A 25,994-nucleotide genomic window follows, 5' to 3' on the forward strand; every position below is an offset into this window, starting at 1 on the left:
GGGCGGGAAAGAGGGAGGACACGCGGCGCACTCCTAGGACTCGGGGGCTTCGGTCCTCCCTTCCTACACCAGCCGCCGCGTTCCCACGACGGCGCTCAGATCCGCAGCGAGCCGCAGCTCGGCCGAGCGCAGCGCGGGATGCCGGAGCCAGTGCAGCCGCGCCCGGTCCAGCACGCCCTCGTGCAGCGGCGGCCAGCAGGTCGCCGGGGTGAAGTCGTCGACGACGACCGTCCCGCCGGGCGCGAGCAGCTCGGCCACGTCGGCCGGTTCGTCCCCGGGCACCTTGCCCTGCCCGCCCCCGTCGAGGACGAGCAGGTCGAACGGGCCGTGCTCCGCGATCCGCCGCCAGTCACCGGTGAGCACGGTGACCCCGGGCCGGTCCGCGAAGACCCCGGCGGCGAGCCGCGCCCGCTCGGGGTCCCGCTCCACGCTGTACAGCCGCACGCCCGGCCGGGCCCCGGACGCCGGCCAGGCCAGCCCCACCCCGAGCCCGGTGCCGGTCTCCCCGATCCGGGCCCCGGCCCCGCCCGCCAGCGCGTGCAGCAGGCGGCCCTGCTCGGGCCGGCAGGAGTGGGGGAAGCCGTGGGCGCGGGCGGCGGCCAGGGCGTCCCGCACGAGGGGCGGCAGCCCGGCCGCGCCGCTGTACGCGTCGGTACCGTCGGTCGCCATACGGCACTTCTAGCCGACCGGGACCGATGGCGCGGCGGAAAGGACGACATCGGCCACGACACAGCTCACGTTGTCGGGGCCGCCCGCCGCGTTGGCCGCGTCGATCAGGGCTCGTACGGCTCGCTCGGGGTCCGGCTCACCGGCGAGCAGCTCCTTGATCCGCGCGTCGGCCACGACCCCCGTCAGGCCGTCCGAGCACAGCAGGTACCGGTCGCCCGCCCGGGCCTCCTGCAGCCGCAGATCGGCGGCCGGCGCCGAATCGCCGATTCCGAGCGCCTTCAGCAGAAGGGCGCGCTGCGGGTGGCTCTCCGCCTCCTCGGGGCTCAGCCGCCCCTCGTCGATCAGCGACTGCACGACGCTGTGGTCGTGGCTGATCCGGAACAGCCCGCCGTCCCGCAGCAGATACGCCCGCGAGTCCCCGATGTGCACGAGCGCCAGCTTCGAGCCCGTCCACAGCAGCGCCGTCAGCGTGGTGCCGGCCTCCGGGCTGCCGTCCGCCAGGTCCCGTACGGCCTCACCGGCCGAACGCACCGCGTCCTCCAGCACGTTCAGCACGTCCCCGGCGCCCGGTTCCTCCCCCTCGTCCAGGAACCTCAGCGCCTCGACGGCAGCGCTGCTCGCGGGCGCCCCCGCCGGGCCGAACCCGTCGGCGACGGCGAGCAGCCTGCGGCCCGCGTACACGGAGTCCTGGTTGGACGGGCGGACGTGCCCGCGGTCGGAGTGGGCGGAATAGCGCAGTTCCAGCATGGTGGTGTGGTCCCTTCTCGACTCTTCGGTCAGCTGGTCCACGAGGAAAGCGGCGAGATCCCGCCTTACGGCCGTCTCCGCCTCGACCCGCGCCCAGTACGCCCGGACCTCGTGCGCGGCATCGGCCGCGTCCAGGGCGCACACCGCGCGGATCTCGGCCAGCGGCATGCCCAGCCGGCGCAGCCAGGCCACGAGCCGGGCCCGCCGCAGCTGCTCCACGGCGTAGTACCGGTAGCCGGTGTCCGGGTCGACCCGGGCGGGCCGCAGCAACTCCAGCTCGTCGTACAGCCGCAGCGCCTTCGGCGACAGCCGGCTCGCCTTGGCGAAGGCGCCGATCGTCAGCAGCTCCATACGGACCTCAGCTCCACAGGTATCCCGTCGTCAGGACAACGCCGTCAGGACAACGCCGTCGGGACAACGCCGTCCGGAGAACGCCGTTCAGAAGAACGCCGCGTTCCTCGCTTCCGCCACCGATGCTGGGGCTTCCCCGAAGGTGAAGGTCAAATGGGCTGTCCCGGTTCCCGGCGCGGTTGTTAGCCTCGCAACTGATCGAACCGCCGTACGACCAGGGAGCCCGCCGTGCCCCGTATCGCCCTCGCCACCTACGATCCCGGCGACCGGCCGAGCAAGGACCACGACCTGCCGGTGCTGGTGCGTGCCCTGCGGGAGGCGGGGGCCGACGCGGAGGCCCGGTACTGGGACGACCCGGCTGCCGACTGGGGCGGCTACGACCTCGTCCTCATCCGCTCGACCTGGGACTACAGCTGGCGCGCCGGGGAGTTCGGGGCGTGGGTGGAGCGCGTCGCCGGCCTGACCCTGCTGGCCAACCCGGCCGCCGTGGTCCGCTGGAACTCCGACAAGCGCTACCTCGGCGAGCTGGCGGCGACCGGCGTGCCGACCGTCGAGACCCGCTACATCGCCCCCGGCGAGCCGGCCGAGCTGCCCGACGGACACGAGTACGTGATCAAGCCGACCTCCGGCGCGGGCGCCCGGTTCTCCGCCCGCTACACGCCGGACCGGCGCGGGACGGCCGAGGCGCAGCTCGCGCGGATGCACGCGGAGGGCTTCACCGCGATGGTGCAGCCGTACCTGCGGAACATAGACGTCAGCGGGGAACGGGCGCTGCAGTTCTTCGGCGGCCGTCTGTTGCACGCCAGCCGCAAGGGCGCCGTCCTCGCGCCCGGCACCCCGTACGACGCCGACAAGGTGGCCCACCCGGAGCTGGAGCCGTGGCAGCCCACGGACGCCGAACTCGCCGTGGCCGAGAAGGCGCTGGCGTCCGTCCCCGGCGCCCCCGGACTGCTGTACGCGCGCGTGGACCTCGTCGACGGCGAGGACGGCCTGCCCCGGGTGATGGAGCTGGAACTGGTGGAGCCGAACCTCTTCCTCTTCCTGCACCCCGCCTCCCTGCCCCGTGTCACGGAGGCGATCCTGGGGGCGGCGGGGGCGCAGGAGCTCTCGCACCGGTCCTAGGCCGTGTCCGCGAACTCGCGTCGTTCGCCCGCGCGGCGCAGGCGTGACTTCGCGGACCCGGCCTAGGACCCCGGGAGCCCGGCCGTGGCCCGGCAGGCGTCGGCGTAGGCCCGGACCAGGGGCCGGTCCCCGTCCTCACGGCGCCAGGCCAGGGCGTAGCGGCTGGGCCCGATGCCCCGGACCGGGCGGGTGGTGACCCCTTCCCGGGTGATCAGCGGGGCGTTCCCCGCGGCCACCAGGCAGACGCCCAGCCCGGAGACGAGTGCCTCGTACGTCTCCTCGGCCCCGGCGATCTCCGCTCCGACGCGCGGTGCGCGGCCCGCGCGGGCGTCCAGCGCCAGCCAGTAGTCGCGCAGCGGGCCGGCGCTCTTCGGCAGGGCGAGGAACGGTTCGTCGAGCAGGTCCGCGAAGTCGATCCCGCGGCGGGCGGCGAGCGGATGCGTGTCCGGAAGGGCGACCAGGCGGGGCTCCTCGGCGAGCACCGTCCAGGCATAGCGCTCCTCGTCCGGCAGCGGGAGCCAGACGAATGCGACGTCCGCGCTGCCGTCGGCCAGGCCCGCCGTCGGGTCGTCCCAGCTCACCTGGCGCAGCCGCGTGGTGGCCCGGGGATGCGCGGCGGTGAAGCGGGAGCGGATGGCCGGCAGCATCCCGCCCCGGCCCGGGCTGGTGCTCATGCCCACCACGAGCGTGCTGCTGTGTGCCGCCTTCGCCGCCTCCACCGCCGCGGTGCCCTCCGCGAGGGCGGCCAGCACCCGCCGGGCGTGCGGCAGCAGCGCCTCGCCGGCCGCCGTGAGTGCCACCCCGTGCCGGTCGCGGCGCAGCAACTCGGCCCCCAACCGCCCTTCCAGGGAACGGATCTGCTTGCTGAGGGCGGGCTGGGACACGTACAGCCGCTCGGCTGCCCGGGTGAAGTGCAGTTCTTCGGCGACCGCGACGAAGTAGCGCAGGTCCCGGGAATGGACGTCCGTCGTCATGACCGTTGGTTATCACCGAATGTCTTGGACGGGCAACGGCCTCCCCCGCAGGCTGTTCCACGTAGGGAAGCGGTAACGCGAAGAACGTGATCTCACGGGGAGTCGACATGAACAAGGTGTGGCTGGTGACCGGCGCGAGCAGTGGTTTCGGGCGGGCGATCACGGAGGCGGCGCTCGCCGCCGGGGACGTGGTGATCGGCGCCGCACGGCGCCCCGAGGCGCTGGCCGGTCTGGTGGCCGCGCATCCCGACCAGGTGGAGGCGCTGCGGCTGGACGTCACGGACGGGGCCGCGATCGAGGCGGCCGTGCGCGACGTGGTGGCGCGGCACGGGCGGATCGACGTGCTGGTCAACAACGCGGGGCGCACCCACGTGGGTGCCGTCGAGGAGACCACGGACCAGGAGCTGCGGGACCTGTTCGAACCGCACTTCTTCGGCCCGGCGGCCCTGGTGCGGGCGGTGCTGCCGCACATGAGGGAGCGGCGCTCGGGCGCGATCGTGCAGATGAGCAGCATGGGCGGGCAGATGTCCTTCGCGGGTTTCGGGGCCTACAGCGGGACGAAGTTCGCGCTGGAGGGCATGTCCGAGGCGCTCGCCGACGAGGTGCGCGAGTTCGGAATCAAGGTGCTGATCGTGGAGCCGGGCGGGTTCCGGACCTCGCTGATGGAGGCCGACCGGGCCGGTGTCAGCGCGGACAGCGGGCTGTACGGCAAGGTGGCCGAGACCCGCGGCATGGTCGCGAGCGGGGACGGCACGCAGCCCGGCGACCCGGCCAAGGCCGCGGCCCTCATCCTCGCCGCGCTGGAGGCGGAGCGGACCCCACTGCGGCTGCCGCTCGGCGACGACGGGGTGAGCGCCGTGCTGGCCCACCTCGACCAGGTCCGTGAGGACGTGGCCGGCTGGGAGAAGCGGTCCAGGGCCATGGCGTTCGACGACTGAGCCGGTCTCAGTCCCGGACCGCCGTCCGCTGGAGCAGCCCCCAGGTGAACTCGGCGACCACCTCGTGCCGGACGCCGTCCCGGCCGGGTGCCGAGAAGGCCAGACCCCACCGGGTGGGGGCCGTGCCCTCCAGCGGACGGGCCGGGGCGAAGGCGCGGGCGGCCTCGTCGACCGTGCAGGACCACGGGGCGAGGTCGTCCAGGGTGCGCAGGGCGGGGGCGGGCGCGTCGGGCGCGCGCACCAGCCATTCGTTCCATACCGCGCCGTCGGGGGAGACCAGCACCTCGAAGCGCAGGTCCGGCCAGAGCGGCAGCGGCCACCGCCGGGCCTCGCAGTCGACGTCCCCGAGGCGGCGCGGGAGCACCGACTCCGGCTCGCCCAGCACGGAGCGGTAGCGGGCGGCGGCGGACCGGGACCTGGGGGAGCGGACCATCGCCTGCCAGCGCTTGTTGGCCTCCCGCATCTCCGCGACGGACGCCCCGAGCCGCCGCCGGGCCTCGTCGACCAGGTCCGGATTGTGGTCGGCCATGCGGCGCAGCAGCACGAGCTGGAAGTCGAGACGCATGACACCCATGGTGCCGTGGAGGCGGTCGGGCCCATTGCCCGGGCAACCCCGCATGGCTAGCCTGTGTTCGTCATGCCGATCGCCTGTTGAAATCTCGAACACAGGCGCTTAACCCAAGGGAGGGGGCCGGACGTGGGACGCCTCGTGCCTGCCGTGACCCGGGCTCTCGACATTCTTGAGCTGTTCCTCGACGGTGACGGGACGCTCTCCGCCCCCGACATCGTGCGCAAGCTGCAACTGCCGCGCACCACCGTGCACGAGCTGGTCACCACGCTCGCCGCACGCTCGTACGTCGTGCCCGTGCCGGGACAGCCCGGACGGTACCGGCTCGGGGTGCGCCCTTACCAGCTCGGCAGCCGGTACGCCGAGCAGCTCGACCTCGCGGCCGAGGGCCAGCAGGTGGCCCGCTCGGTGGCGGAGACCTGCGACGAGACGGTCCACGTGGCCATCCTCGAGGGCACCGACGTCATCTACATCGCCAAGGTCGACTCCACGCACGCCGTGCGCATGGTGTCGGCCGCCGGCCGCCGGCTGCCCGCCCACTGCACCTCCGTCGGCAAGATGCTGCTGGCCTCGCTGCCCGAGCCGGAGCTGACCGCGCGGATACCGGACGGGGCCGGGCTGACCGCGATGACGCCCAACAGCATCACCGATCCCGGCGCGCTGCGCGAGGCCCTCGCGGAGATCCGGGAGCGGGGCATCGCGGTGGAGAGCCGTGAGTCCAACCCGGACGTGTCCTGTGTGGCGGCCCCGGTGCGCGACCGCGCCGGAAGGGTGGTCGCCGCGCTGTCCATCTCGGTCCCCATGATCCGCTGGAGCGAGGAGCGCCGGGCCGAACTGGAGCAACTGGCCGCCAAGGGCGCGGCGGAGCTGTCCGAGCGGCTGGGCCACCGGGGGACGGCGTGAGGGCCGGCTCCGGGGCGGCCTACGAGGTCGCCGTACGGGCCGAGGCGGAGCTGGGCGAGGGCCCGACCTGGGATCCGGCCACGGGCCGTCTCCTCTGGGTCGACGTCCTCGGCATGCGCGTGCACACCTACGACCCCTCCTCCGGGCGCCGCACGGTGCGCACCACCGAACAGCACGTCGGCGCGGCGAAGCCGAGGGCGGGCGGCGGTCTGGTGCTGAACCTGCGGGACGGCGTCGCACTGCTGGACCCGGACGGCGCCTTGCGCTGGCTGCACCGCGAGCCGGTCCCGGGCCGCCGGGCGAACGACGCGGCGGTGGCCCCGGACGGGTCCCTCTGGGCGGGCACGATGCGGTACGACGAGGCGGCGGGGGGCGGCACGCTGTCCCGGTTGACCGGCGACGGCGACGTGCGGACGGTGCTTCCCGAGGTCACCGTCAGCAACGGTCTGGGCTGGAGCCCGGACGGCCGGCTGCTGTACTACGCCGACACCCCGACGCGGCGGGTGGACGTCTTCGACCACGACGCGGAGGGTGCCGTGCGGGGGCGGCGGCCGCTGGTGGAGATCGAGGAGGGGGCGGGGTTCCCGGACGGGCTCACGGTCGACGCGGACGGGTTCGTGTGGGTGGCGCTGTGGGGCGGGGGCGCGGTCCGGCGGTACACGCCGGGTGGTGAGCTGGACCTCGTGGTCGAGGTACCGGCGCCGCTGACGACCGCGTGCGCGTTCGGCGGGGCGGACCTGAGCGACCTGTACATCACCACCGCCCGGGTCGGGCTGGAGGCGCCGCATCCGGTCTCCGGGTCGGTGCTGGTGGTGCCGGGTGCCGGGCGGGGGGTGCCGCAGCCGGCGTTCGCGGGGTGAGGCGGCTGAGGCCCGAGTGCCCGCCGCTCGGGCCGACCGCCTGTGAGGTTCGTTCAACCCATTGACCCGAAAGCGCTTCGATTCTACGGTCCCGTTCGAAGTTGCGGGCGAGATCCGAAATATCGAACAGTGGGGCGGGGTAATGGGACAACCTGGCCTGAATCGCAGGCAACTCCTGGGAGCGGCGGGCGGACTGACGGTGGCGGCGAGCCTCGGCTTCGCGGCGCTCGCCTCCGGAGCGCGCACCCGGGTGCGCTACTGGAACCTCTTCCAGGGTGGCGACGGCACCAACCAGGTCGCCATGGTGGACGCCTTCCGCAAGGCGCACCCGGACATCGCGGTCAAGGACGCCACCCTCACCTGGGGCGGCCCCTACTGCACCAAGCTGGCCATGGCCGCGGCCGGCAACCGCGCCCCCGACCTCGCCGTCATGCACCAGGGCCGCATCCCCGGCTTCGCCCCCGGGCGCCTGCTCGACCCCTGGGACATCGACCTGCTCGCCGAGTACGGGGTGCGCGAGGCCGACTTCAACCCCGTGCTCCGGCAGCGCGCTGCCGCTGATCATCGTCTTCGTCTTCTTCCAGAGCCACATCGTGCGGGGCGTCGCCCACACCGGCCTGGCCGGGCAGTGACCCCCACGCACCCCCACCCACCCGCATGTGTCGACGCACGGACACACACGAGCCACCCACCCCGAAAGGCGCCCATGAGCAAGCGCACCGCCCGCTTCACCCTCGACCCCGCCTTCACCGTCGGTGAGGTGAACCCCCGCCTGTTCGGCTCCTTCGTGGAACACCTCGGCCGGTGCGTCTACACGGGCATCTTCGAGCCGGACCACCCCACGGCCGACGCCGAGGGCCTGCGCACCGACGTCCTCGGCCTCGTGCGCGAACTCGGGGTGACGGCGATCCGCTACCCCGGCGGCAACTTCGTCTCCGGCTACCGGTGGGAGGACTCCGTCGGCCCCGCCGGGGACCGCCCCCGCCGGCTCGACCTCGCCTCGCACTCCACCGAGACCAACCGGTTCGGCCTCTCCGAGTACATCGGCTTCCTGCGGAAGATCGGCCCGCAGGCCGAGCCCATGATGGCCGTCAACCTCGGCACCAGGGGCGTCGCCGAGGCCCTGGAACTCCAGGAATACGCCAACCACCCCGCCGGCACCGCCCTCGCCGACCTCCGCGCCGCCCACGGCGACAAGGAACCCTTCGGCATCCGGTTGTGGTGCCTCGGCAACGAGATGGACGGCCCCTGGCAGACCGGCCACAAGACGGCGCGGGAGTACGGCCGGACCGCGGCCGAGACGGCCCGGGCGATGCGCCGGCTCGACCCCGGCGTCGAGCTGGTCGTCTGCGGCTCCTCCAGCCAGGCCATGCCCACCTTCGCCGCCTGGGAGGCGACGGTCCTCCAGGAGGCGTACGAACTCGTCGACCACATCTCCCTGCACGCCTACTACGAGCCCGTCGACGGCGACCTGGACTCCTTCCTCGCCTCCGCGGTCGACATGGAGTCCTTCATCGAGAACGTGGTGGCCACCGCCGACCACGTGGGCGCCCGCCTGAAGTCCAGCAAGAAGATCAACCTCTCCTTCGACGAGTGGAACGTCTGGTACCTCTCCGAGTGGGAGGAGCACGCGCGGACCGTCGACCAGGGCGACTGGCCCGAGGCCCCCCGGCTGCTGGAGGACAACTACAGCGTCACCGACGCCGTCGTGTTCGGCTCGCTGCTGATCGCCCTGCTCCGGCACGCCGACCGGGTCACCGTGGCCTGCCTCGCCCAGCTCGTCAACGTGATCGCCCCGATCATGACCGAGCCCGGCGGCCCGGCCTGGCGGCAGACCACGTTCTTCCCGTTCGCGCAGGCCTCCCGGTACGGGCGCGGCGAGGTCCTCGACGTCCGCGTGGACTCGCCGACGTACGAGACCCGCAAGTACGGCGAGACCGACCTGCTGCACGCCACCGCCGTGCGCGCGGCCGACGGCACGGTCACCGTCTTCGCGGTCAACCGCGGCCGCACCGGACCACTGCCGCTGGAAGTGGACCTGCACGGCCTCGATCTGACCACCGTCACCGAGCACAGCGCCCTCGCGGACGCCGACCCCGACGCCCGCAACACCCTGGACGACCCCGAGCGGGTCACCCCGCACGAGGTCCGGGGCACCGCCCTCACCGACGGCGTCCTCACCGCCGTACTGGAGCCGCTGTCCTGGAACGTGATCCGGCTGGCGTAGCGCCGGGGCTCAGCGGCCGGGGGAGGGCACCGGGGCCACCGGTGTCCCGCCGGCCGCCCGGCCCAGCAGGGTCAGGCCCACCTTGCCCGGGCCGGACTCCGTGGTGAACTCCGAAAGGACCGCCAGCGCCAGGGTGTTGGTGCCACGGGTGCGCAGGATGCCGTTCGGCAGCACGAAGGTGTGCTGCGGGCCGACGTTGTTGATGTACTGGCCCATGTTCCAGCCGTTGAGGAAGATCTGCGCCCGGTAGGCCCGGTACGGGTCGTCCTCCAGGGTCAGACCGACCGAGGCGTCGATGTCGCCCGGGACGGACAGCCGGAACGTGGTCCGGTACCAGGTCACGCCCTGCCGCCGCTCGGCCCGCGGGAAGGCGGCCGGCTTCCAGTCCCGGTCGGCGAAGCCGGGCAGGTGCCAGCCCTCCCGCTCGCCGAACAGACCGCCGTTGTTCTGCGGCCCGCGCACCGGGTCCGGCGCCGCCTCGCCCTGGACGCGCCACGTCACCTTCGGCGAGGGGCCCTTGAAGAGGGCCGCGGTGAGCCCGCGGGCCACCTTGTGGGTGTCCTGCGCCTTGCCGTCCTGGTCGTGCTGCATGCGCCGGACCAGCACCGACAGCACGTGCCGGCCGGACCCGCGCAGCCGCTCGGCCACCGGGAACACCGCCGTGGCGTCCCAGCTCCCCTTGCGGATGGTGGTGTTCTTGTCCGGCACCGGCATGCGGTGGGTGCCCAGCGGCTCCCCGTCCAGCCATGCCATCAGCAGACCCTGGGTGCCGGTGGTGTACGCGAGCGAGACCTCCTCGAGGCCGGCGGCGTCCGTGAAGGTGCCCCGGTACCAGACGTCCCCGTAGTGGAAGCCGTAGTCGTCGGCGAACAGCACCGGCCCGCCCTTCGGGACGGGCGTCCTGCTGTACGAGGTGGTCCGGTCTGCGACCCGCCACTTCGAGTCGTCGAAGTTCGGGCCCGCCTCCGGGTTCTCCGTCCGCATCCGCCAGCCGCCCAGCGCGGGCAGCGTCACCTGCGGCGCGGCGGGCAGCAGCCCGGTCGTCATCAGGCTGCCGGACATGGTGACCCGCGTCGGCACCTTGCGCCCGTTCCACACCATGCTCGTGATGCCCCGGGGCCCCCACACCTCCACGCTGGTCGTCCCGGTGACGTCACCCGTCAGATGGACCTCGGAGCCGCGCACCTCGGCGTGGCGCAGCAGCGCCGGGCCGTACACCAGCAGCGTCCCGGACGGGGTGTCGTACGGGAACATGCGCACCGAGGTGGCGTCGTCCGCGAAGAGCAGCAGCAGCGGGGTGTCGCTCTCGCCCTGCGCGACCGACACCCGGGTCAGGCCGCCCTGTCCGAGGGGCACGTTCACATGCAGCTTGTCGCTCTCGAACGTCCAGGCCGCCTCCGGGTCGAGCCGCATGACCAGCGGCTCGACCGGGCACTTCAGCACCAGCTCCGCCATGTCGTCGCGGCGGCCCGCGAACACCGCGATCTCCTGCCGGCCCGCGGTCAGGCACATCACGGGCTGCGCGGTGCTGTACTTCAGCGTCCGGCTGCCCAGGGAGAGCCCGGTGGTCAGCATGCGGGCGTCGCGCGGGGGCACGGTGATCCGCAGCTTGCCCTCGTGGGTCGGCAGGTCGGTGGTGACCGGGGCCGAGCCGTCGTTGCGGGCCACGTACACATGGCTGCCCGTGTCGGGGTTGGTCAGGTGGTAGACCTTCAGCCCCTCGGCCTCGACGTCGGCCGCCCGGTCCAGCCGGGCGAAGTCGGGCACGCGCTGCAGCAGATGCCCGAGCTGGTGCATCGGGGCGATCTTCTCGGTGACGTTGCGCCCCTCGTCGATGGCCGCCCCGTAGTCGTACGACGTGTAGACGACCGGCGCCGGCAGCCAGCCCCAGGAGGTGCCGCCGAAGGTCATGTACACGTTGTGCAGGGTGATGCCGTTGGCGAGGTTGGTGAGGTAGAAGCGGCGCTCGTAGGCGGAGTCCCGGGTGCGCCGGGACTCCGCGTACCCCTTGCCGTCGAACCAGGCCCCGCCCCACGGGTCGAACCAGCCGCCGCCGAACTCGGGTACGAAACCCGGCGTGTGCGGCGAGGCGGTGGCGCCGCCGGTGAGGCCGCCGGGCCCGTAGTGCCCCCAGTCCGGCGGCACCTGGGCCGGTGAGGGGTACCCGTCGAACCCGTACAGCCAGCCGCCCTTCTCCCCGCCCGTGTCGAACGAGCCGGGGATCCAGTGGCCGTTGCGGCCCTTGTCGTTGTGGAAGAGCGGGACGTCGATCCCGTCGGAGCGGACCTTCCGGTACAGATGGGACATGTAGTCCCGGCCGGTCGCCTCGTCGACGTGGGAGTCGTACTCGTTCTCGATCTGGTAGAGCAGGACCGTGCCCCTGCCCTGGGTGAACAGGTGCCGGCGGACGATCCGGTTCACCTGGGTCAGCCACTCGTCGACGTGGCGGAGATAGGTCGGGTCGGCGGTGCGGGCCGTGCCCTTCGCCGCCGTCAGCCAGCCCGGGAAGCCGCCGCCGTCGATCTCCGCGTTGATGTACGGTCCGGGCCGCAGCAGGACGTACAGCCCGGTCTCGGTGGCCATGCGCAGGAACAGGTCGAGGTCCCGTACACCGGTGAAGTCGTACTCGCCGGGGGCGGGGGAGTGGTAGTTCCACGCCACGTAGATGCTGACGGCGTTGTAGCCGTGCGCCCGCATCTTCTGGAGCACGTCCCGCCACAGGGAGGGGCTGGGCAGCCGGAAGGGGTGCATCTCGCCGGACCACACCACCAGGCGCTTGCCGTCGACCAGGAGCGAGTAGGCGTCGTACCCGATCGTGTGGCGTTCGCCGTCGGCGCTCGGCGGGGCCGGCGCCGGACCGGTGGGCACGCTGCGCGCCGCGAACGCCGAGGGCGCCCCGGGGCCGCCGCTGCCGCCCAGGGCGAAGCCGAGCGCGGCCGAGCCGGCCAGGGCACTGAAGGTACGTCTGCTGAGCGCCAAGGTGGATCCTCCCGGCGATCTTACGGGGGCGCGGTCCGGCCATTCTCCATGGAGATACGCCCCACAATGGACCCATGAGGATCTCGGCGCGGGCGGATTACGCGGTACGGGCGGTTCTGGAGCTGGCCGTACGGGAGGGTAACGGCCCGGTGAAGGCAGAGGAAATCGCTGTCGAGCAGGACATTCCCCACAAGTTCCTGGAGGGCATCCTGGGCGACCTCAGGCGGGCGGGGGTCGTCGACAGCAGGCGCGGCGGGGGCGGCGGCTACCGGCTGGCCCGGGCCGCGGCCGCCATCACTGTGGCGGATGTCATCCGGGCGGTGGACGGCCCGATCGTCTCCGTGCGCGGGGAGCGCCCGACGGGCCTTGCCTACACGGGCACGGCCGAGCCCCTGCTCCCGCTGTGGATCGCCCTGCGCGCCAATGTGCGCCGCATCCTGGAGGGGGTCACCGTCGCCGACCTCGCGGCCGGTGCGCTGCCCGAGCCGGTACGGGCCCTGGCGGCGGAACCGGCGGCCTGGGAGAACCCCTGAGGGCCGGGACGGGCGGGGCCGGGACGGGCGGGGCGCCGGGGGCGTGACCGGGAGCGCGCGGTGCGTGAAAAGCCGGATGTGAATGGCCGGAGTTCACCCTGCCGGGCCGGAGCGGGGCTTCCTACGATTCCCCTCGCCTCCCCGTCCTTCACAGGTTCAACACCGTTTCTTCCACGGTGAACGGGCGGGTCGGAGGTCGAACCCCCCACTCGACAACCTGGAGAAGCCATGGCTGGTGGACTCCTGCTGAGCGGCGCCGTAGCCGCTCTGCTCACCACCGCGCTACCCGCCCAGTCCCCGTCGTCCGTCTTCGACGACCCGCCCCCGGACAAGATCGTCATCGATGTCGCCACGGTGAACGGCTCCGGCTGTCCGGCCGGCACGGCCGCCGTCGCCGTCTCCCCGGACAACACCGCCTTCACGGTGACCTACAGCGACTACCTGGCCCAGGCCGGTGGCAACTCCGAGCCCACGGCCTTCCGCAAGAACTGCCAGCTCAACCTGGTCGTGCACGTCCCGCAGGGCTTCACCTACGCGGTCGCCAGCGCGGACTACCGGGGCTTCCTCTCCCTCCAGCCCGGCGCGACCGCCACCCAGAAGGCGTCGTACTACTTCCAGGGCTCGTCCAACACCGCGTCGAGGACCCACCCGTTCAGCGGCGCCTACAACGACGACTGGCAGGCGACCGACAGCACCGACTGGGCCCAACTGGTCTGGGCGCCCTGCGGGGTGCTGCGCAACTTCAACATCAACACCGAGCTACGGGTGAACGCGGGCAGCGCCAGCCCCGGCAAGGTCAGCTTCATGACGATGGACTCGACCGACGGTGACATCAGCACGGTGTACCACCTGGCCTGGAAGGAGTGCCCGCACAGCTAGGCGGTGGCCGCGCCGGGCTGCTGCCCGCCGGCGTCCGCGCCGGTCGGACCAGTGCGGCAGCCCGGCCGGTCGGGCGGGCCCCGGACGGTGATCTCCGGACGTGTGCGACGGCCCGTCAAGAGGTCCCCCGGCCGTTCTTTGCGAGATGCATACCAAGCGACGGATTCCGCGTCGCGAGAGATTTCCGCCCGCCGGGGTCCGCCACCCGGAAATTATGGGAGCAGTGTCCGTGAGCTGCGATTTCGCCTGCGGCGTCGACGGCGGTCGGCGCGCCTCGACGGCTCTTGACGCTGATTGATCCGTGAGCGCATATTTGCGTCATTCCGTGAGGTGGAGGGGGAGCTTTCGCATGGCGGAGGGGGCGTACGCATCGCGGTTCCCCGTGACCGGACCGCGTCATCCGGCACGGAAGCGGCACTTGTCCTCGCTCGGCGTGACCCTGGCCGAAACGCTCCGCCGACGCGGCGCGCAGACCGGTGTCCTCCCGGTACCGGCCCGGTGATCGCCGCTGCCGTGTGCCGGACGACCCGGAGCGAGGCCCCGGCCGTACGGCGCACCGTCGCGCCACCGCCGGCCGCCCAGGAACGAACCTAGGAGAACTTCATGCAAGTCGTGGTCCGCGCTCTGAGCGTCCTGCGGGCCCTGGCACCCAGACCGAGGGGTGCGACGCTTCAGGAGCTGCATGAAGAGCTGGGTATTCCGGTCGGGAGCCTGCACCGTCTGCTCGCCACCCTGGCCGAGGAGGACTTCGTCACCCGCTCGACGCTGAACCGCCGGTACTTCCTGGGACCGATCGCCCGTCAACTCACCGAGCAGAGCCAGCACCAGTCGGCGCTTCTCGTCAGTCCGCACCGGGCGGTCGTCGCGGCCGCGGAGGCGAGCGGTGAGACGGTGTTCCTCACCGAGCTGATCGGGGACCGGCCGGTGTGCGTCGCCCTGGCCGAGGGCCGTCATCCGCTGCGCCTGTTCGTACGCATAGGGCAGGAGATGCCGCTGCACGCCGCCGCGGCCGGGCGTGCGCTGCTGGCCTACTGGCCCGAGACGAAGGTCCGCGGCCTGCTCGACCGGCGCCCGCTGACCGCCTTCACGGAGGAGACACCGACCACCGTCGACGCGGTCCTGGACCATCTCGCGCTCGTCCGGGCACGCGGTTACGACGTGTGCGACGACGAACTGGACCGCGGCGTGTGGGCGGTGGCGTCGCCGATCTTCACCTCCACCGGAGCGGTCGCCGCCAGTGTCACCCTCGCCGCGGCGGGGAGCCGCATGCACGATCCCTCGGACCGGGAGACGGCCGTGCGGACCGTGCTGGCCGCGGCCCGTGACATGTCGGACGAACTCGGCTTCAGCGCGCCGTGGCTGGAGACGGACGGGGCACCGGCCGCCGCCCCTCCGGCCGACCGGCGCGCGTCCTCCCGCCGTGTGGCGAAGGATGCCCGATGAGCACCGGCGAGGCCGTCTCCTCGGACACCGGCGGTGGGGCACCGCGCATCCCGGCCGGCGTGCCGCTGGGCCGACGACGGGGCGCCCCGGCGGGCCACCCGGTCGCCGGCCCGGTCCGAGTGGGCCGGCCACCTCTCCGGCGAGGCCGGAGCGATCAGTAAGACGAACATGGATGGGGGACACCGCATGTTTGAGCCTGCCCAGCGCCCTGGGACGGAACCGTTCCGGTGGCGGGAGGGAGAACGGGTACTGACCGACGACCGAGTACCCGAGGCCACGGTCGCGCAACCGGCGTACGCGCATCCCGGCGGTCCGGCGATCCTGGGCCGGCGCCCCGTCCGCCTCACCGGCGGCCTGGGCGACTTCGAGAGCGTTCTGCGTCCCACGGGTCGTTCGGCCGAAGCCACCACGGCGAGGCCGACCGCCGTATCGGGCCTCGCCGTCGAGCGGCTGCACGGGCAGCCCGCGATCCGGGCGCGCATCAGGGAGTTGATGGCCACGGCCCGCCACGAGGCCGTGCTGTGCCTGCCGGACGGCCCCGGTGCCGAAGGCGGGCCCGACGGGGCGCGGCTCGGTGACGCCGGCCTGGCCTCCCGGTCCGTCACGGTCCGCACGCTGTGCTCCGAACGGGTCCGCGACGACAGCGAGGTCCTGCGTCGCGTCAGAACGCTGGCGGAGCACGGCGTGGCCGTTCGCGCCGTGTCCTCCCTCTCGGCCCGGCTGCATCTGGTCGACCGCAGGACGGCCGTCGTGCAACTGGGTGACGACCAGGAGCACGAGGCTCTGGTCGTCACCCAGCCCGCCCTGACCGCGGTGTTGTCCTCACTCTTCGAGGCGGTCTGGGCCACCGCCGTGCCGCTGACCGAGGGAACGGCGGCCGGGGACGCCGCCATCACCCCGCCGGAGCTCGCCCTGCTGCAACTGCTCGGCCAGGGACTGACGGACGATGCCGCCGCCCGCAAACTGGGTGTCTCGTTGCGCACGGAACGCCGGATGCTCACCCGGGTGTCGCAGCACCTCGACGCGCAGAGCAGGTTCCAGCTCGGACAGCGGGCCGTGCAGCGGGGACTCCTCTGACCCGGGACACTCCGCCGGCGTATTCGGCTGCGTGGCAGGCATTCCATCCGGCCGCCGATGGTTCGGCACAAAAATGTCAGGCTCTTTTGTGCCAGGGGAAACGTCTGGTGCCGCCCTGTTGAATGCGGCAAGAATGATGACGAGCGGTTGCAGAGATTGCCGCGCCGAATATCCCGGACCGGGAATCAGGTGAGGGTGTGCACAATCCGGAATCCCAGCCTTCCTGCATGTGTCGGCTGCTGAAGCCGGCGGAGCGGGTGCCGTGCTGGAGTTGCGGACGCCGGTAGCCGGTTTTCGATCCGGTTGATCTGCCGGTGCCGGATCTGCGTCCGGGAATTCTCTCGTCCACGTCCTCGAAGGAGGTGTGTTTCATGCGCAAGTACGCCAAGCCGTCGTCCAAGAAGGTCACCCACGGCACCGTGGTGAGCATGGCCTGCTGATCCGAGGATCAGCATCCGTCGATATTCACCCTGAACGCCCTACCGGCGCTCGGGAATCGCGAGAAGGAGCAGGAAAATGATCTCTGCCGACATCATGAAGCAGCTGTCCACCGGTGCCGTCAAGCGCGGTTGCCAGAACAGCAAGTGACACACCCGGAGTCGCGGCGGCGTCCGGCCGCCGCGACTCCGCGCACCACGACCGAACGGCTGGAGGGAGCAGCGCGATGACCGCACCCGGGCACATCGACTTCGACGGGTTGCTGGGCGCACGCAGGCGACGGGCCCGCGCCGAACTCGCCGACGCCGTCTGGGCGGTGTACGCGCAGCAGGCACCGGAGAAGGCCGGCACCACCGTGCCGCCGGCCGACGCACGCCGCGAGCCCCGGCTCTACAGCCAACTGGTCCTGGGCGGCCTGAGCGGAATGACGATGGACCAGCTCCTGCTGGCCGGCCGCCGGGAGGATCCGGCACCGCTGACCGTCACCGCGGACGACGAGGGCGTCGTCGTCCTGCCGGGCCTCGGCCGCGCGCGTACGGGACGGTGCGCCGGCGAGCTGACGGTGCGCTACGACGACGCCGCGCGCACGCTCACCGTCGACGGGGAGCCCACGGCGTACGAGCTGGAACCGTGCCTCATGGTGCCGGGCACCCGCATCGAACTGGTCGACCGGCTCGACCCCGTCCTCAAGGCCTTCCTCGACCTGCACATCGACGCCCCCGAGCGGCTGACGCTGCTCACCGACGGCGCCGCCCAACTGCCGTGCATGGCAGACGCGCTGGACATCATCGCCGCCGTCAGCCCCGGCTACCACGCCGCGCTCGTCGAATCCCTGCGCGCCGTCGTCCTCTACCGGCACCCCGACGCGGAGTCGTTCGCCGCGCTGGGCATGCACGGCATGATCTTCCTGAACGTGCCGGACGGCGCCGGCGTCGACCACTTCGTCGAGGAACTCGTCCACCAGGGCGGCCACGTGGTCTTCAGCGAGGCCACACTGCACCGCGCCGAGTTCTTCCGCGTCGACCCCGAGGCGGAGCTGTCCGGACTGATCGGCCGGGACGACCCGCGCACCGTGTACGACGCCTTCCACGGGCTGTTCACGGAGCACATGGAGTACCAGATCGTCCTCGGCGCCCTGGAACGCGAGCTGGCCGACGACGGGGATCGCCCCGAGTTCCGGGCCCACCTCACCTCCGTGGCCCGCCGGCACCTGCGTGACCTGCGGCTGATCGGCCCGCACGCCGGCGAGATCTTCAGCGCCGCCGGCCGGGAGGTCCTCGCCGCCTTCCAGGAGACCTACGACCGCGCGGCCGCGGCGCATCCGGACCTGTTCGGCTCCGGTGACGACGTCGAGGACCTGCTGCGCGAGCTGGTCGCCATACCCAGCGTCAATCCCCTCCTGCCCGGCGCGGAGGGCGTCGCCGACGAGCGGGACCTGGCGGAGTTCGTCGCCGGACGGCTGCGCTCGGCCGGTGTGGACGTGGAGATGCGGGAGGTGCGGGACGGGCGCCGCAACGTGATCGCCCACGTGCCGCGCGCCGGTGACGCCGACGGCCAGGTGGTACTGCTCAGCGCCCACATGGACACCTACCCCGCCGGCGGCCCCGAGGCCGGATACCGGCCCGTCACGCGGGGCCGCACCCTGCATGGCCGCGGCAGCGCGGACGCCAAGGGCTCACTCGCGGCCATGATGACCGCCTTCGTCCAGGCGGCGCACGCCGCGCACCACCGCGAGGCGTATCTCGCCGCGACCGTGGACGAGGAGTGCCTGCTGCTGGGCGCCCGGGAACTCGCCCGGCACGGCATGCGGCCCACCCTCGGCATCACCGGCGAACCCACCCGGCTCGCCCCGGTCGTCGCCCAGAAGGGCATCGTCCGCGGCGCGTTCACGGTGCGCGGGCCCAGGAGCCACGCCGCCTACCCCGCCGAGATCACGGCGGTCGGCTCGGCCTCGGAACTGATCGCCGCCGTACGAGAACTGAACGCGCGGCTGCGCCGGGAGACGGGCCATCCCCGGCTGGGCGCCGCCACCGTCACCGTGACACGGCTGGACAGCGACGGAGGGATGAACCTCAGCGCGACCGAGGTGTCCGTCCACTTCGACGCGCGCTTCCTGCCCGGCACGACCGGTGAGGAGTTCGCCGCCCGCGTGGAGGGCGAGCTGCGAGCCGCCCTCGGCGACCACGTGGACCTCTCCCTGGCATCCGTCGACTTCGTCTCCCCGCCCAACGAACTGCCGCCTGTGTCGCCCCTGGCCGACGAGTTCTTCGCCGCCGTGAAGGAGTCCACCGGCGCCTGCGAGCCGGAGGCCTTCGCCTACGGCAGCGAGGCCGGCGTGCTGGCGGAGTTCTGCACGGCGAGCCTGGTGTTCGGACCGGGCGATCCGCGCCACTCGCATGCCGCGACCGAGTCGGTCGACCTGGACGAGGTCCGCACCGCCACCGACATCTTCCGCCGCCTCCTGGTCGGCGACCAGCGCTGACCACAGCCCCATTCGGACAGGACCACGACGTGACAACAAGCAGTACCGGCCTCGGCACGAGCGGCCGGGAGCGCCTCTGCCTGGCCCTCGACCTCACGGACCGAGCGGAGATCATCAAGGCCGTGGAGGAACTCCGCGACCTCATCGGCTGGTTCAAACTGAACTCGGCGTTCACCCTGTACGGCCCCGGCCTCGTCCGGGAGATCCTCGACCGGGACGTCAAGGTGTTCCTGGACGCCAAGCTGCACGACATCCCCAACACCCTGGCCGGGTACGGGGACGCCGTCACCCGGCTCGGCGTCCACCTGGTCACCCTGCACACCGGCGGCGGCTCGGAGATGATGCGCGCCGCCGTCGCCGCCGCCGACCGGACCGCCGCCGAACTGGGTGTCCAGCGGCCCAAGCTGGTCGGTGTCACCCTGCTGACCAGCGTTGACCGCGCCACCCTCAACGGCGACCTCAACGTGCCCGGCACGGTCGAGGACGAGATCCGGCGCCGCGCCCGACTCGCCGCCGAGGCCGGCCTGGACGGCGTGGTCTGCGCCCCGGCCGAGATCGAGCTGATCCGCGCGGACCTGCCCGACGACTTCTTCTACGTCACCCCGGGCACCCGGTCCCCGGGTGGCAGCGGCAACGACCACAAGCGCACCGGGACCCATGCCCAGGCACTGGCCGCCGGCTCGTCCCTGCTGGTGGTGGGCCGGCGGATCAACCAGGCCGCGGACCGGCGGCAGGCCGCGGCCGAGGTGCTGCGGGAACTGCGGGAGGCCACCGCCTGATGGTCGTCCTGCCGCCCAAAGCCGTCATCGCCTGCGTGCACCTGCTGCCCACCCCCGGTTCCCCCGGTTACGGCGGCAAGGTGGAGGACATCTACGAGTCCGCGCTCGCCGAGACCGAGACCTACCTCCGGCACGGCGTCGACGCGCTGATCGTCGAGAACTTCCGCGACACGCCCTTCCACCCGCACACCGTCCCACCGGAGACCACCGCCACGATCGCCGGGGTGACCCGGGAGATCGTGCGGATGGCCTCCGTACCGACCGGTGTCGCCGTGCTGCGCAACGACGCGACCGCGGCCCTCGCCATCGCCACCGCCACCGGCGCCGACTTCATCCGCGTCAACGTGCACGTCGGCGCCGTTCTGGCGGAGCAGGGGCTGGTCACCGGCCAGGCCCACGAGACGCTCCGGCTGCGCCGGACGCTGGGCAGTGACGTCGCCGTCTTCGCCGACGCCAGGGTGAAGCACTCCCAGCCCTTCGTCTATCCGGACCTGGCCACCGAGGTCCGGGACCTGGCACTGCGCGCGGACGGGGTGATCGTCTCCGGGGAGCTGACCGGGCTGGAGACGAGCCCCCAGGACCTGCTGACCGCCCGCACGGCGACCAGCGGCCCGCTGTTCGTGGGCAGCGGGGTCACTCCGGAGAACCTGCCGTCCGTCTACGACTGCGCCGACGGGTTCGTCGTCGGCAGCTACTTCAAGGCGTCCGGGGTGCCGCGCAACCCGGTGGACGAGTCCCGGGTGGCAGCCCTGATGGAGAGCGTCCGGGCGCTGCGCGCCGCCAGGGCCGGGACCCACCGACCCATGCACGACACGGCAATACAGCACGACACGGACAGGTGAGAACATGCGACAGCGCAGGGTCGACGACGAGGCCATGGCCCGGCTCTTCAGACCGGAGCGAACGGACCGCGGACTGCTGGTGTCCGTCGTCGGCTTCGACGGCTCCGGCAAGACCACGCAGATCGAACGGGTCGCCGAAGCCCTGCGTGCCCAGGGCCGCGAGGTGGTCGAGACCCGTCAGCCCACCGACTGGTACCGGGAACTGGCCGACGTCCAGACCTTCCACGACGCGGGCGGCTCCGTGGAGACCGCGCACATCCTCGCCCTGCTGGCGGCCGCCGACCGCCGCCGGCACGTCCAGGAGGTCATCGACCCGGCCCTGGAGCGCGGTGCGGTCGTGCTGTGCGACCGGTACGTGTACGCGACCTTCGGTGTCTTCGTGCACCGCGGTGTCGACTTCCGGCTGCTGGCCGACATCAACCGGGGGATTCCGCGGCCGGATCACGCCTTCTACCTCGAGCTGCCCACCGAGGAGCTGCTGCGCCGGCTCCGGGAACGGGACGGCGACCGGCTCAAGCACGAGGAGAAGTCCACCGAGCGGATCGAGTCGATCGTGCGCACGTACGAGGAGCTGGGATCCGAGCTGATCCACATCGACGGCACGGCGGCCCGTGAAGAGGTCACCGCGCGGATCCTTCGGCACATCGAGGGCTGAGCGAGCCGGGGGCCGGTCACGGCCCCCGGCCCCGGAACACGGCAACGAGTGAGGTAGTTATGTGCGGCCTGGCGGGAACAGCGGCAGTGGGCGGGCGTCCCCTGTCCGCCGCGGCGGACGGTCTGCTGCGGAGCATGACCGGGACGATCGCGCACCGCGGCCCGGACGAGACGGAGTTCTTCCGTTCCGGACCCGTCGGTCTGGGCTTCGTACGCCTGTCCCTGGTGGACCCGGAGGGTGGCGGCCAGCCGCTGAGCACCGACGACGGCTCCCTGGTACTGATCGCCAACGGCGAGATCTACAACCACCGGGAGCTGGCCGCCGGCCTCCCCGCCGGAACCCGGCTGCGCACCGGATCGGACTGCGAGGTACTGCTGCACCTGTACCGCCGGGACGGCCTGAACTTCCTGGACCGGGTCCGGGGAATGTTCGCCCTGGTCCTGTGGGACCGCACCCGCGACCGGCTGGTGTTCGCCCGCGACCGGTTCGGGATCAAGCCGCTGTTCTTCCACGCCGACGCGGAGCGCATCGTCTTCGCGTCGGAGATCAAGGCCCTCTTCCACGACCCGGCCTGCCCCCGCGAACTGGACTGGCAGCGGGCGCTGGCGGACCCGGCGGTCACCGGTGACCTGGTGCTGGGCGACTCCCCGCCGCACGCCTGGTTCAAGGGCGTCGAGCTGGCCCCGGCCGGCGCCGTCACCACCTTCGACCTCACCTCCGGTGAGCGGAGCACCCACCGGTACTGGTCGTTCCCCGACTTCGACGGCGACACCGACGGCTCCGAGGCGGACCTCGTCCGCTCGTACGCGGACGCGCTGGCCGCCTCCGTCCGGGACTGCCAGATGGCCGACGTGGAGATCGGCCTCTTCCTCAGCGGAGGCATCGACTCCGCCGCGGTGGCCGCGCTCGCCGACATCGAGCCGCGCACCTTCACCATGCTCAACGGCAGCACGCTGGAGAACCGCGACGCCGAGTGGGCGCACCACACCGCGGCCCACCTGGGCCTGGTCAACCACCAGGTGCTGCACGACACCATGGCCGTGCCCGGCGTGGACGAGTGGAAGCGGCACCTGTGGCAGATGGAGACGCCGCTGGCCGGGCCGGAGTCGTTCTACAAGTACGAGCTCTACCGTCACGTCGCCGCCCATGCCCCGGAGATCAAGGCCATGCTGCTCGGCGGCGGCGCCGACGAGTTCAACGGCGGCTACACCACCACCCTGGCGGGCGGCGGGGACTGGTCCGACTTCATGGCCAACGTCGACCGCATGGGAACGCGGCGCCACCAGCAGCGCCACCCCGGGCTGGGCGCCTGGTGGGAGCAGCCAGGCCCGCCGCTGCTGCGGGCCGAGGCACTGCGGGCGGCGTCCGGCGCGGAGCGGCGCGACGACTACGAGATGCTGTTCCGCACCAAGTACCGCGACGTCCAGCTCTACAACTGCTGGCACGAGGACCGCACCGCCGCCGGCAACGGCATCGAGGCCCGCGTGCCGTTCCTGGACCACCGGCTGGTGGAGATCGTGGCGGCGATCCCGCACGCGCTGCGGCCCGCCCTCGTCTGGGACAAGCAGATCCTGCGCCGGGGACTGGCCGGGGTGCTGCCCCGGGAAGTGCTGACCCGCCCGAAGATCCCGTTCTACTACGGCAGCGGTGTCCGGCACACCTACCGGACCTTCGCCCGCATGCTGGCCCAGCAGGGCGACCGGCTGCTGGACGAGGCGCTCGCGGGACCGGGCGCCCGGGAGTACCTCGACGCCGACCACATGCGTGCCGCGCTGCGCGCGCTGGAGGAGGATCCGCGCGCCGGCCACGTCGAGTTCCTGGTGCGCGCGGCCAACCTCGGACTGCTGGCCGGCATGGCCCGCGAACTGCCCGGGCCGCTGGTGACCGCGCCCGGGGCGCCGGTCCTGCGCTCCGTTCCCGTCGTCGACTGGAGCCGCCAGGCGCCGGAGATCGAGGCACTCGTCGTACGCCGGGAGCCCGTCGACGCGGCCGCGGTGCTCGCCCGGGCGGACGGGCTGCTGCTGTTGCGCGCTCCCGAGGACGACACGGTCTGGTACCTCACGCTCGACGGCGCCATCGAGTACGTCGTCGACGACGCGGCGGAGGCGGGCTGGTCGTCCCTGCTCCGGGCGTTCGACGGGGAGCGGCCCGTCGGGGAGCTCGTGGCCGCTCTCGACCTCGACCTCAAGCGGTTCGAACCGCTGGTCACCGAAGCACTGGAGGCCGGGCTCCTGGTGACCGCGGCCGGGACCCGATGACCGGGCCGGTGCCGGCCCCGGCCCCCGGCTCCCGCACGAAAGGAACTCGTGGCATGTCCACATCTCACAACCTCGCCGGCGTCCTCGAGCGGCTGCGGGGCGAGGGGCTGCTGCCCACCGACACCCTGACGGTGCTGTGCGTCGGCTCGGTGGCCCGCGGCTGGGCCAACGAGCGCAGCGACTACGACCTCGTCGTGGTCACCCGCGAGCCGTTCGCCGACGACCGGGCACGCGACCTGCCCGTGCCGCTGCGGCCGGCCACGCTCCCCACCGTGGGACTGCGCGTGGACGGGCGTCGCTGGGAGATCAAGTACTGGCTCGACACCCAGATGGACCAGATGTTCGCCAAGATCAGCCGGGAGCGGTTCGAGGCCGGCACCCACGCCTCCCGGGCCCTGATCGATGTCGAGGAACTCGCCCTGGAGCGTCTGATCCCCGCCATCACCCTGACCGGTGAGGAGTGGGTCGAGGGCCGCCGGCGCGAGCTGGCCGAGTCCGCGTTCCGCTCCTTCGCGGTCAGCCGCTCACTGGCCGGCATGGACTCCGCGGTCGAGGACGCCCTCGGGCAACTCGCCGCCGGCGACGCCGAGTCCGCGGTGCTGTCCGCCCGGCGCGCGATCGGCCACGTGGTCGACGCCCTGCTGGAGTCGCACGACTGCTACGGATCCGCCCAGCCCAAATGGCGGGCCCGGCGGTTCCGGGAGGCCGATCCGGCCGAGGTCCCGTTCGAGCAGTACTGGGCGCTGGAGACCATGCGTGACCTCGATCCCGCGGCACCCGGCCGCTGGGTCGAGCGGACCGTGCAGTGGTGCCGGCGACTGTGCATGGAGGTGGAAGTCTGATGGCCGCGACGCCCGCGCTGACCGGCTCCGTCGTCCTGAGCCACGCGACGTACATCCAGGTACGCAAGTACCGCGGCCACCTGATCGTGGCCCTGGACGACGAGGCCGTGGAACTGGACGACGTCACCGAGTTCATCTTCAAGCGGCTGGACGGGGCGGCCCGAGTCCGGGACATCGGCGAAGCGGTCGCCGCCGCCTACGACGTCCCCGTGGACGAGGCCACCGCCGACAGCATCGAGGTGCTGACCGACCTGCTCATGGGCGGATACGTACAGGTCGCCGACGGTCCGCTCCGGGGGGCCTGAGATGTGCGGGACCGTGGGGATGTTCCTGGGCTGCGCGGCGCTGTCCTACTGCCCCAAGTCGCTGCTGACGCGCGGCCGGCCGCAGTCTCCGGCCGGCCCTGCCACGGACACCGGCGACGCGGCCGGCACTCGTGCCCAGGCTCCGGCGGACCAGGACGCCGGCGCTCCGGCGGACCCCCGTACCGGCTCCGAACCCCCGGCCTATCGCAGCGTCTTCCAGAACTGGGACACCCGCGCGAGTGTCCGTGCCGCACCCCGCCGGGTCGTCGCGGACGCCGACGCGGCCCTGCGCTTCTTCTCCCCGGACCTGGTCCCGGTGGCCCGGCACCCGCTGGTGCGGGCTCTTCCCGGCCCGGTCTTCGACACCCTGCTCGTCCAGCACCTGTACCGCTACCTGGACTTCACCGCGAAGCTCGAGTACCTGGTCGTCAACCGCGCCGTGATCGGCATCGCGCACGGCTCGGTCGGCGTGCCCGTTCCCGAGAGCATGCGCTTCGACGCCCTCAAGATGTACTGCGACGAGGCCTACCACGCGCTCGCGGCCGTGGACCTCAGACGCCAGGTGGAGCAGGTGACCGCGGTGCCGGCCCGCCTGCCCGCGGAACCCTTCTTCCTGCGCCGCCTGCGGCAGATCCTGGCCGGACTGCCGGCCGATCAACGCGCACTGGCGGAACTGATGTTCGTCATCGTCTCCGAAACCCTGATCTCGGCCAGTCTGGCCGAGATCCCGGGCACGGACGACGTCGTGCCGGCAGTCCGCGAGTCCATCCGTGACCACGCCCTGGACGAGGGCCGCCACCACGCCTACTTCGCCGTGTTCCTGCGCCATCTGTGGGGCGCCCTGGACCCCGGGCAGCGGCGCCTGGCCGGACGGCTCGCACCGCGGCTCATGGACGCCTTCCTCCACCCCGACCTGGAGGGCATGCGGACCGAACTCGTCGGCCACGGCCTGACCGAGGACCTCGCCGAACAGGTCATCGGCGAGGTCTACACGCCCGAGGTGCTGGGCCGCCAGATGCGCGCGACCTCCCGGCAGACCCGGCGCTACCTCGACGACGTCGGTGCCTTCGACGATCCGGAGGCGGCCGCGGAACTGCACGCCCACGGCTACGCGCCATGACCG

Annotated in this window: 23 protein-coding genes and 2 pseudogenes; 20 read left to right on the forward strand and 5 right to left on the reverse strand. The window is 72.6% G+C overall.

What is annotated here, in order from left to right; translation table 11 throughout:
* Positions 1-63: 63 nt before the first annotated feature.
* Together ABZ478_RS02840 and ABZ478_RS02845 are read right to left on the reverse strand one after the other, a co-directional pair.
* Complete coding sequence (locus ABZ478_RS02840) at positions 64-669, reverse strand: class I SAM-dependent methyltransferase (RefSeq protein WP_359544718.1); 606 nt, start codon at positions 667-669, stop codon at positions 64-66.
* A gap of 9 nt (positions 670-678) precedes the next feature.
* Positions 679-1,767, reverse strand: a complete 1,089-nt coding sequence (locus tag ABZ478_RS02845) for a MerR family transcriptional regulator (RefSeq protein WP_359544720.1) — start codon at positions 1,765-1,767, stop codon at positions 679-681.
* 228 nt (positions 1,768-1,995) lie between these two features.
* Between ABZ478_RS02845 and ABZ478_RS02850 the strand changes: the two genes are divergently transcribed.
* Positions 1,996-2,889: a hypothetical protein gene (locus ABZ478_RS02850; RefSeq protein WP_359544721.1), complete on the forward strand. Its 894-nt coding sequence runs from the start codon at positions 1,996-1,998 to the stop codon at positions 2,887-2,889.
* Positions 2,890-2,951: 62 nt separating this feature from the next.
* On the opposite strand, the gene ABZ478_RS02855 is transcribed toward ABZ478_RS02850, so the two are convergent.
* Entirely contained in the window at positions 2,952-3,863 is a 912-nt protein-coding gene (locus ABZ478_RS02855) for a LysR family transcriptional regulator (RefSeq protein WP_359544723.1), read from the reverse strand.
* A 107-nt stretch (positions 3,864-3,970) separates the two neighbouring features.
* On the opposite strand from ABZ478_RS02855, the gene ABZ478_RS02860 reads away from it, so the two are divergent.
* The gene (locus ABZ478_RS02860; protein ID WP_359544724.1) at positions 3,971-4,801 is read left to right on the forward strand and encodes an oxidoreductase; all 831 of its coding nucleotides are present in this window, start codon (positions 3,971-3,973) and stop codon (positions 4,799-4,801) included.
* A gap of 7 nt (positions 4,802-4,808) precedes the next feature.
* Here the strand turns inward: ABZ478_RS02860 and ABZ478_RS02865 are convergent, their stop codons facing one another.
* Positions 4,809-5,366, reverse strand: a complete 558-nt coding sequence (locus tag ABZ478_RS02865; protein ID WP_359544726.1) for a hypothetical protein — start codon at positions 5,364-5,366, stop codon at positions 4,809-4,811.
* Between the two features lie 132 nt (positions 5,367-5,498).
* On the opposite strand from ABZ478_RS02865, the gene ABZ478_RS02870 reads away from it, so the two are divergent.
* The 5 genes and pseudogenes from ABZ478_RS02870 (at position 5,499) to ABZ478_RS02890 (ending at position 9,359) form a co-directional block, all read left to right on the forward strand.
* Positions 5,499-6,272, forward strand: coding sequence for an IclR family transcriptional regulator (locus ABZ478_RS02870; protein WP_359544727.1), 774 nt, complete (start codon positions 5,499-5,501; stop codon positions 6,270-6,272).
* Positions 6,269-7,132, forward strand: a complete 864-nt coding sequence (locus ABZ478_RS02875) for an SMP-30/gluconolactonase/LRE family protein (protein ID WP_359544729.1) — start codon at positions 6,269-6,271, stop codon at positions 7,130-7,132. Before ABZ478_RS02870 ends, ABZ478_RS02875 begins: the two co-directional genes overlap by 4 nt.
* Before the next feature lie 142 nt (positions 7,133-7,274).
* Positions 7,275-7,682, forward strand: a pseudogene (locus tag ABZ478_RS02880) (extracellular solute-binding protein); the annotation flags it as partial.
* Positions 7,678-7,764 (forward strand): annotated as a pseudogene (locus ABZ478_RS02885) (carbohydrate ABC transporter permease); the annotation flags it as partial. The pseudogenes ABZ478_RS02880 and ABZ478_RS02885, both read left to right, overlap by 5 nt.
* Positions 7,765-7,838: 74 nt before the next feature.
* Positions 7,839-9,359, forward strand: a complete 1,521-nt coding sequence (locus tag ABZ478_RS02890) for an alpha-N-arabinofuranosidase (RefSeq protein ID WP_359545012.1) — start codon at positions 7,839-7,841, stop codon at positions 9,357-9,359.
* 9 nt (positions 9,360-9,368) lie between these two features.
* Here ABZ478_RS02890 and ABZ478_RS02895 read toward each other — a convergent pair whose 3' ends face one another.
* Positions 9,369-12,338: a beta-galactosidase gene (locus ABZ478_RS02895; RefSeq protein WP_359544731.1), complete on the reverse strand. Its 2,970-nt coding sequence runs from the start codon at positions 12,336-12,338 to the stop codon at positions 9,369-9,371.
* Between the two features lie 74 nt (positions 12,339-12,412).
* On the opposite strand from ABZ478_RS02895, the gene ABZ478_RS02900 reads away from it, so the two are divergent.
* From ABZ478_RS02900 to ABZ478_RS02960, 13 genes are all read left to right on the forward strand, one after another.
* Entirely contained in the window at positions 12,413-12,871 is a 459-nt protein-coding gene (locus tag ABZ478_RS02900; protein WP_199210411.1) for an Rrf2 family transcriptional regulator, read from the forward strand.
* A 228-nt stretch (positions 12,872-13,099) separates the two neighbouring features.
* Positions 13,100-13,750 carry a DUF4360 domain-containing protein gene (locus tag ABZ478_RS02905; RefSeq protein ID WP_359544733.1) on the forward strand — a complete coding sequence of 217 codons (651 nt, stop codon included), beginning with the start codon at positions 13,100-13,102 and terminating at the stop codon, positions 13,748-13,750.
* Positions 13,751-14,353: 603 nt separating this feature from the next.
* Complete coding sequence (locus tag ABZ478_RS02910; protein WP_359544735.1) at positions 14,354-15,193, forward strand: IclR family transcriptional regulator; 840 nt, start codon at positions 14,354-14,356, stop codon at positions 15,191-15,193.
* A 186-nt stretch (positions 15,194-15,379) separates the two neighbouring features.
* Entirely contained in the window at positions 15,380-16,270 is an 891-nt protein-coding gene (locus ABZ478_RS02915; RefSeq protein ID WP_359544736.1) for a hypothetical protein, read from the forward strand.
* A 314-nt stretch (positions 16,271-16,584) separates the two neighbouring features.
* Positions 16,585-16,710 carry a hypothetical protein gene (locus ABZ478_RS02920; protein ID WP_359544738.1) on the forward strand — a complete coding sequence of 42 codons (126 nt, stop codon included), beginning with the start codon at positions 16,585-16,587 and terminating at the stop codon, positions 16,708-16,710.
* A 224-nt stretch (positions 16,711-16,934) separates the two neighbouring features.
* Entirely contained in the window at positions 16,935-19,190 is a 2,256-nt protein-coding gene (locus ABZ478_RS02925) for a M20/M25/M40 family metallo-hydrolase (protein WP_359544740.1), read from the forward strand.
* Between the two features lie 29 nt (positions 19,191-19,219).
* Positions 19,220-19,969, forward strand: a complete 750-nt coding sequence (gene pyrF, locus ABZ478_RS02930; RefSeq protein WP_359544742.1) for an orotidine-5'-phosphate decarboxylase — start codon at positions 19,220-19,222, stop codon at positions 19,967-19,969.
* Positions 19,969-20,811, forward strand: coding sequence for a BtpA/SgcQ family protein (locus ABZ478_RS02935; RefSeq protein WP_359544743.1), 843 nt, complete (start codon positions 19,969-19,971; stop codon positions 20,809-20,811). Before pyrF ends, ABZ478_RS02935 begins: the two co-directional genes overlap by 1 nt.
* A 4-nt stretch (positions 20,812-20,815) precedes the next feature.
* Entirely contained in the window at positions 20,816-21,466 is a 651-nt protein-coding gene (gene tmk / locus ABZ478_RS02940; RefSeq protein ID WP_359544745.1) for a dTMP kinase, read from the forward strand.
* A gap of 59 nt (positions 21,467-21,525) precedes the next feature.
* A complete protein-coding gene (asnB, locus tag ABZ478_RS02945) occupies positions 21,526-23,724 on the forward strand; it encodes an asparagine synthase (glutamine-hydrolyzing) (RefSeq protein ID WP_359544746.1) in 2,199 nt (732 codons plus the stop codon).
* A 53-nt stretch (positions 23,725-23,777) separates the two neighbouring features.
* Positions 23,778-24,566, forward strand: coding sequence for a nucleotidyltransferase domain-containing protein (locus ABZ478_RS02950; protein ID WP_359544748.1), 789 nt, complete (start codon positions 23,778-23,780; stop codon positions 24,564-24,566).
* Positions 24,566-24,871: a PqqD family protein gene (locus tag ABZ478_RS02955; RefSeq protein ID WP_359544750.1), complete on the forward strand. Its 306-nt coding sequence runs from the start codon at positions 24,566-24,568 to the stop codon at positions 24,869-24,871. Before ABZ478_RS02950 ends, ABZ478_RS02955 begins: the two co-directional genes overlap by 1 nt.
* A 1-nt stretch (position 24,872) precedes the next feature.
* On the forward strand, positions 24,873-25,991 hold the full coding sequence (locus ABZ478_RS02960) for a diiron oxygenase (RefSeq protein ID WP_359544751.1): 1,119 nt from the start codon (positions 24,873-24,875) through the stop codon (positions 25,989-25,991).
* Positions 25,992-25,994 lie beyond the last annotated feature (3 nt).

This window comes from Streptomyces sp. NPDC005706 (assembly GCF_040631045.1).
Lineage (GTDB): Bacteria > Actinomycetota > Actinomycetes > Streptomycetales > Streptomycetaceae > Streptomyces.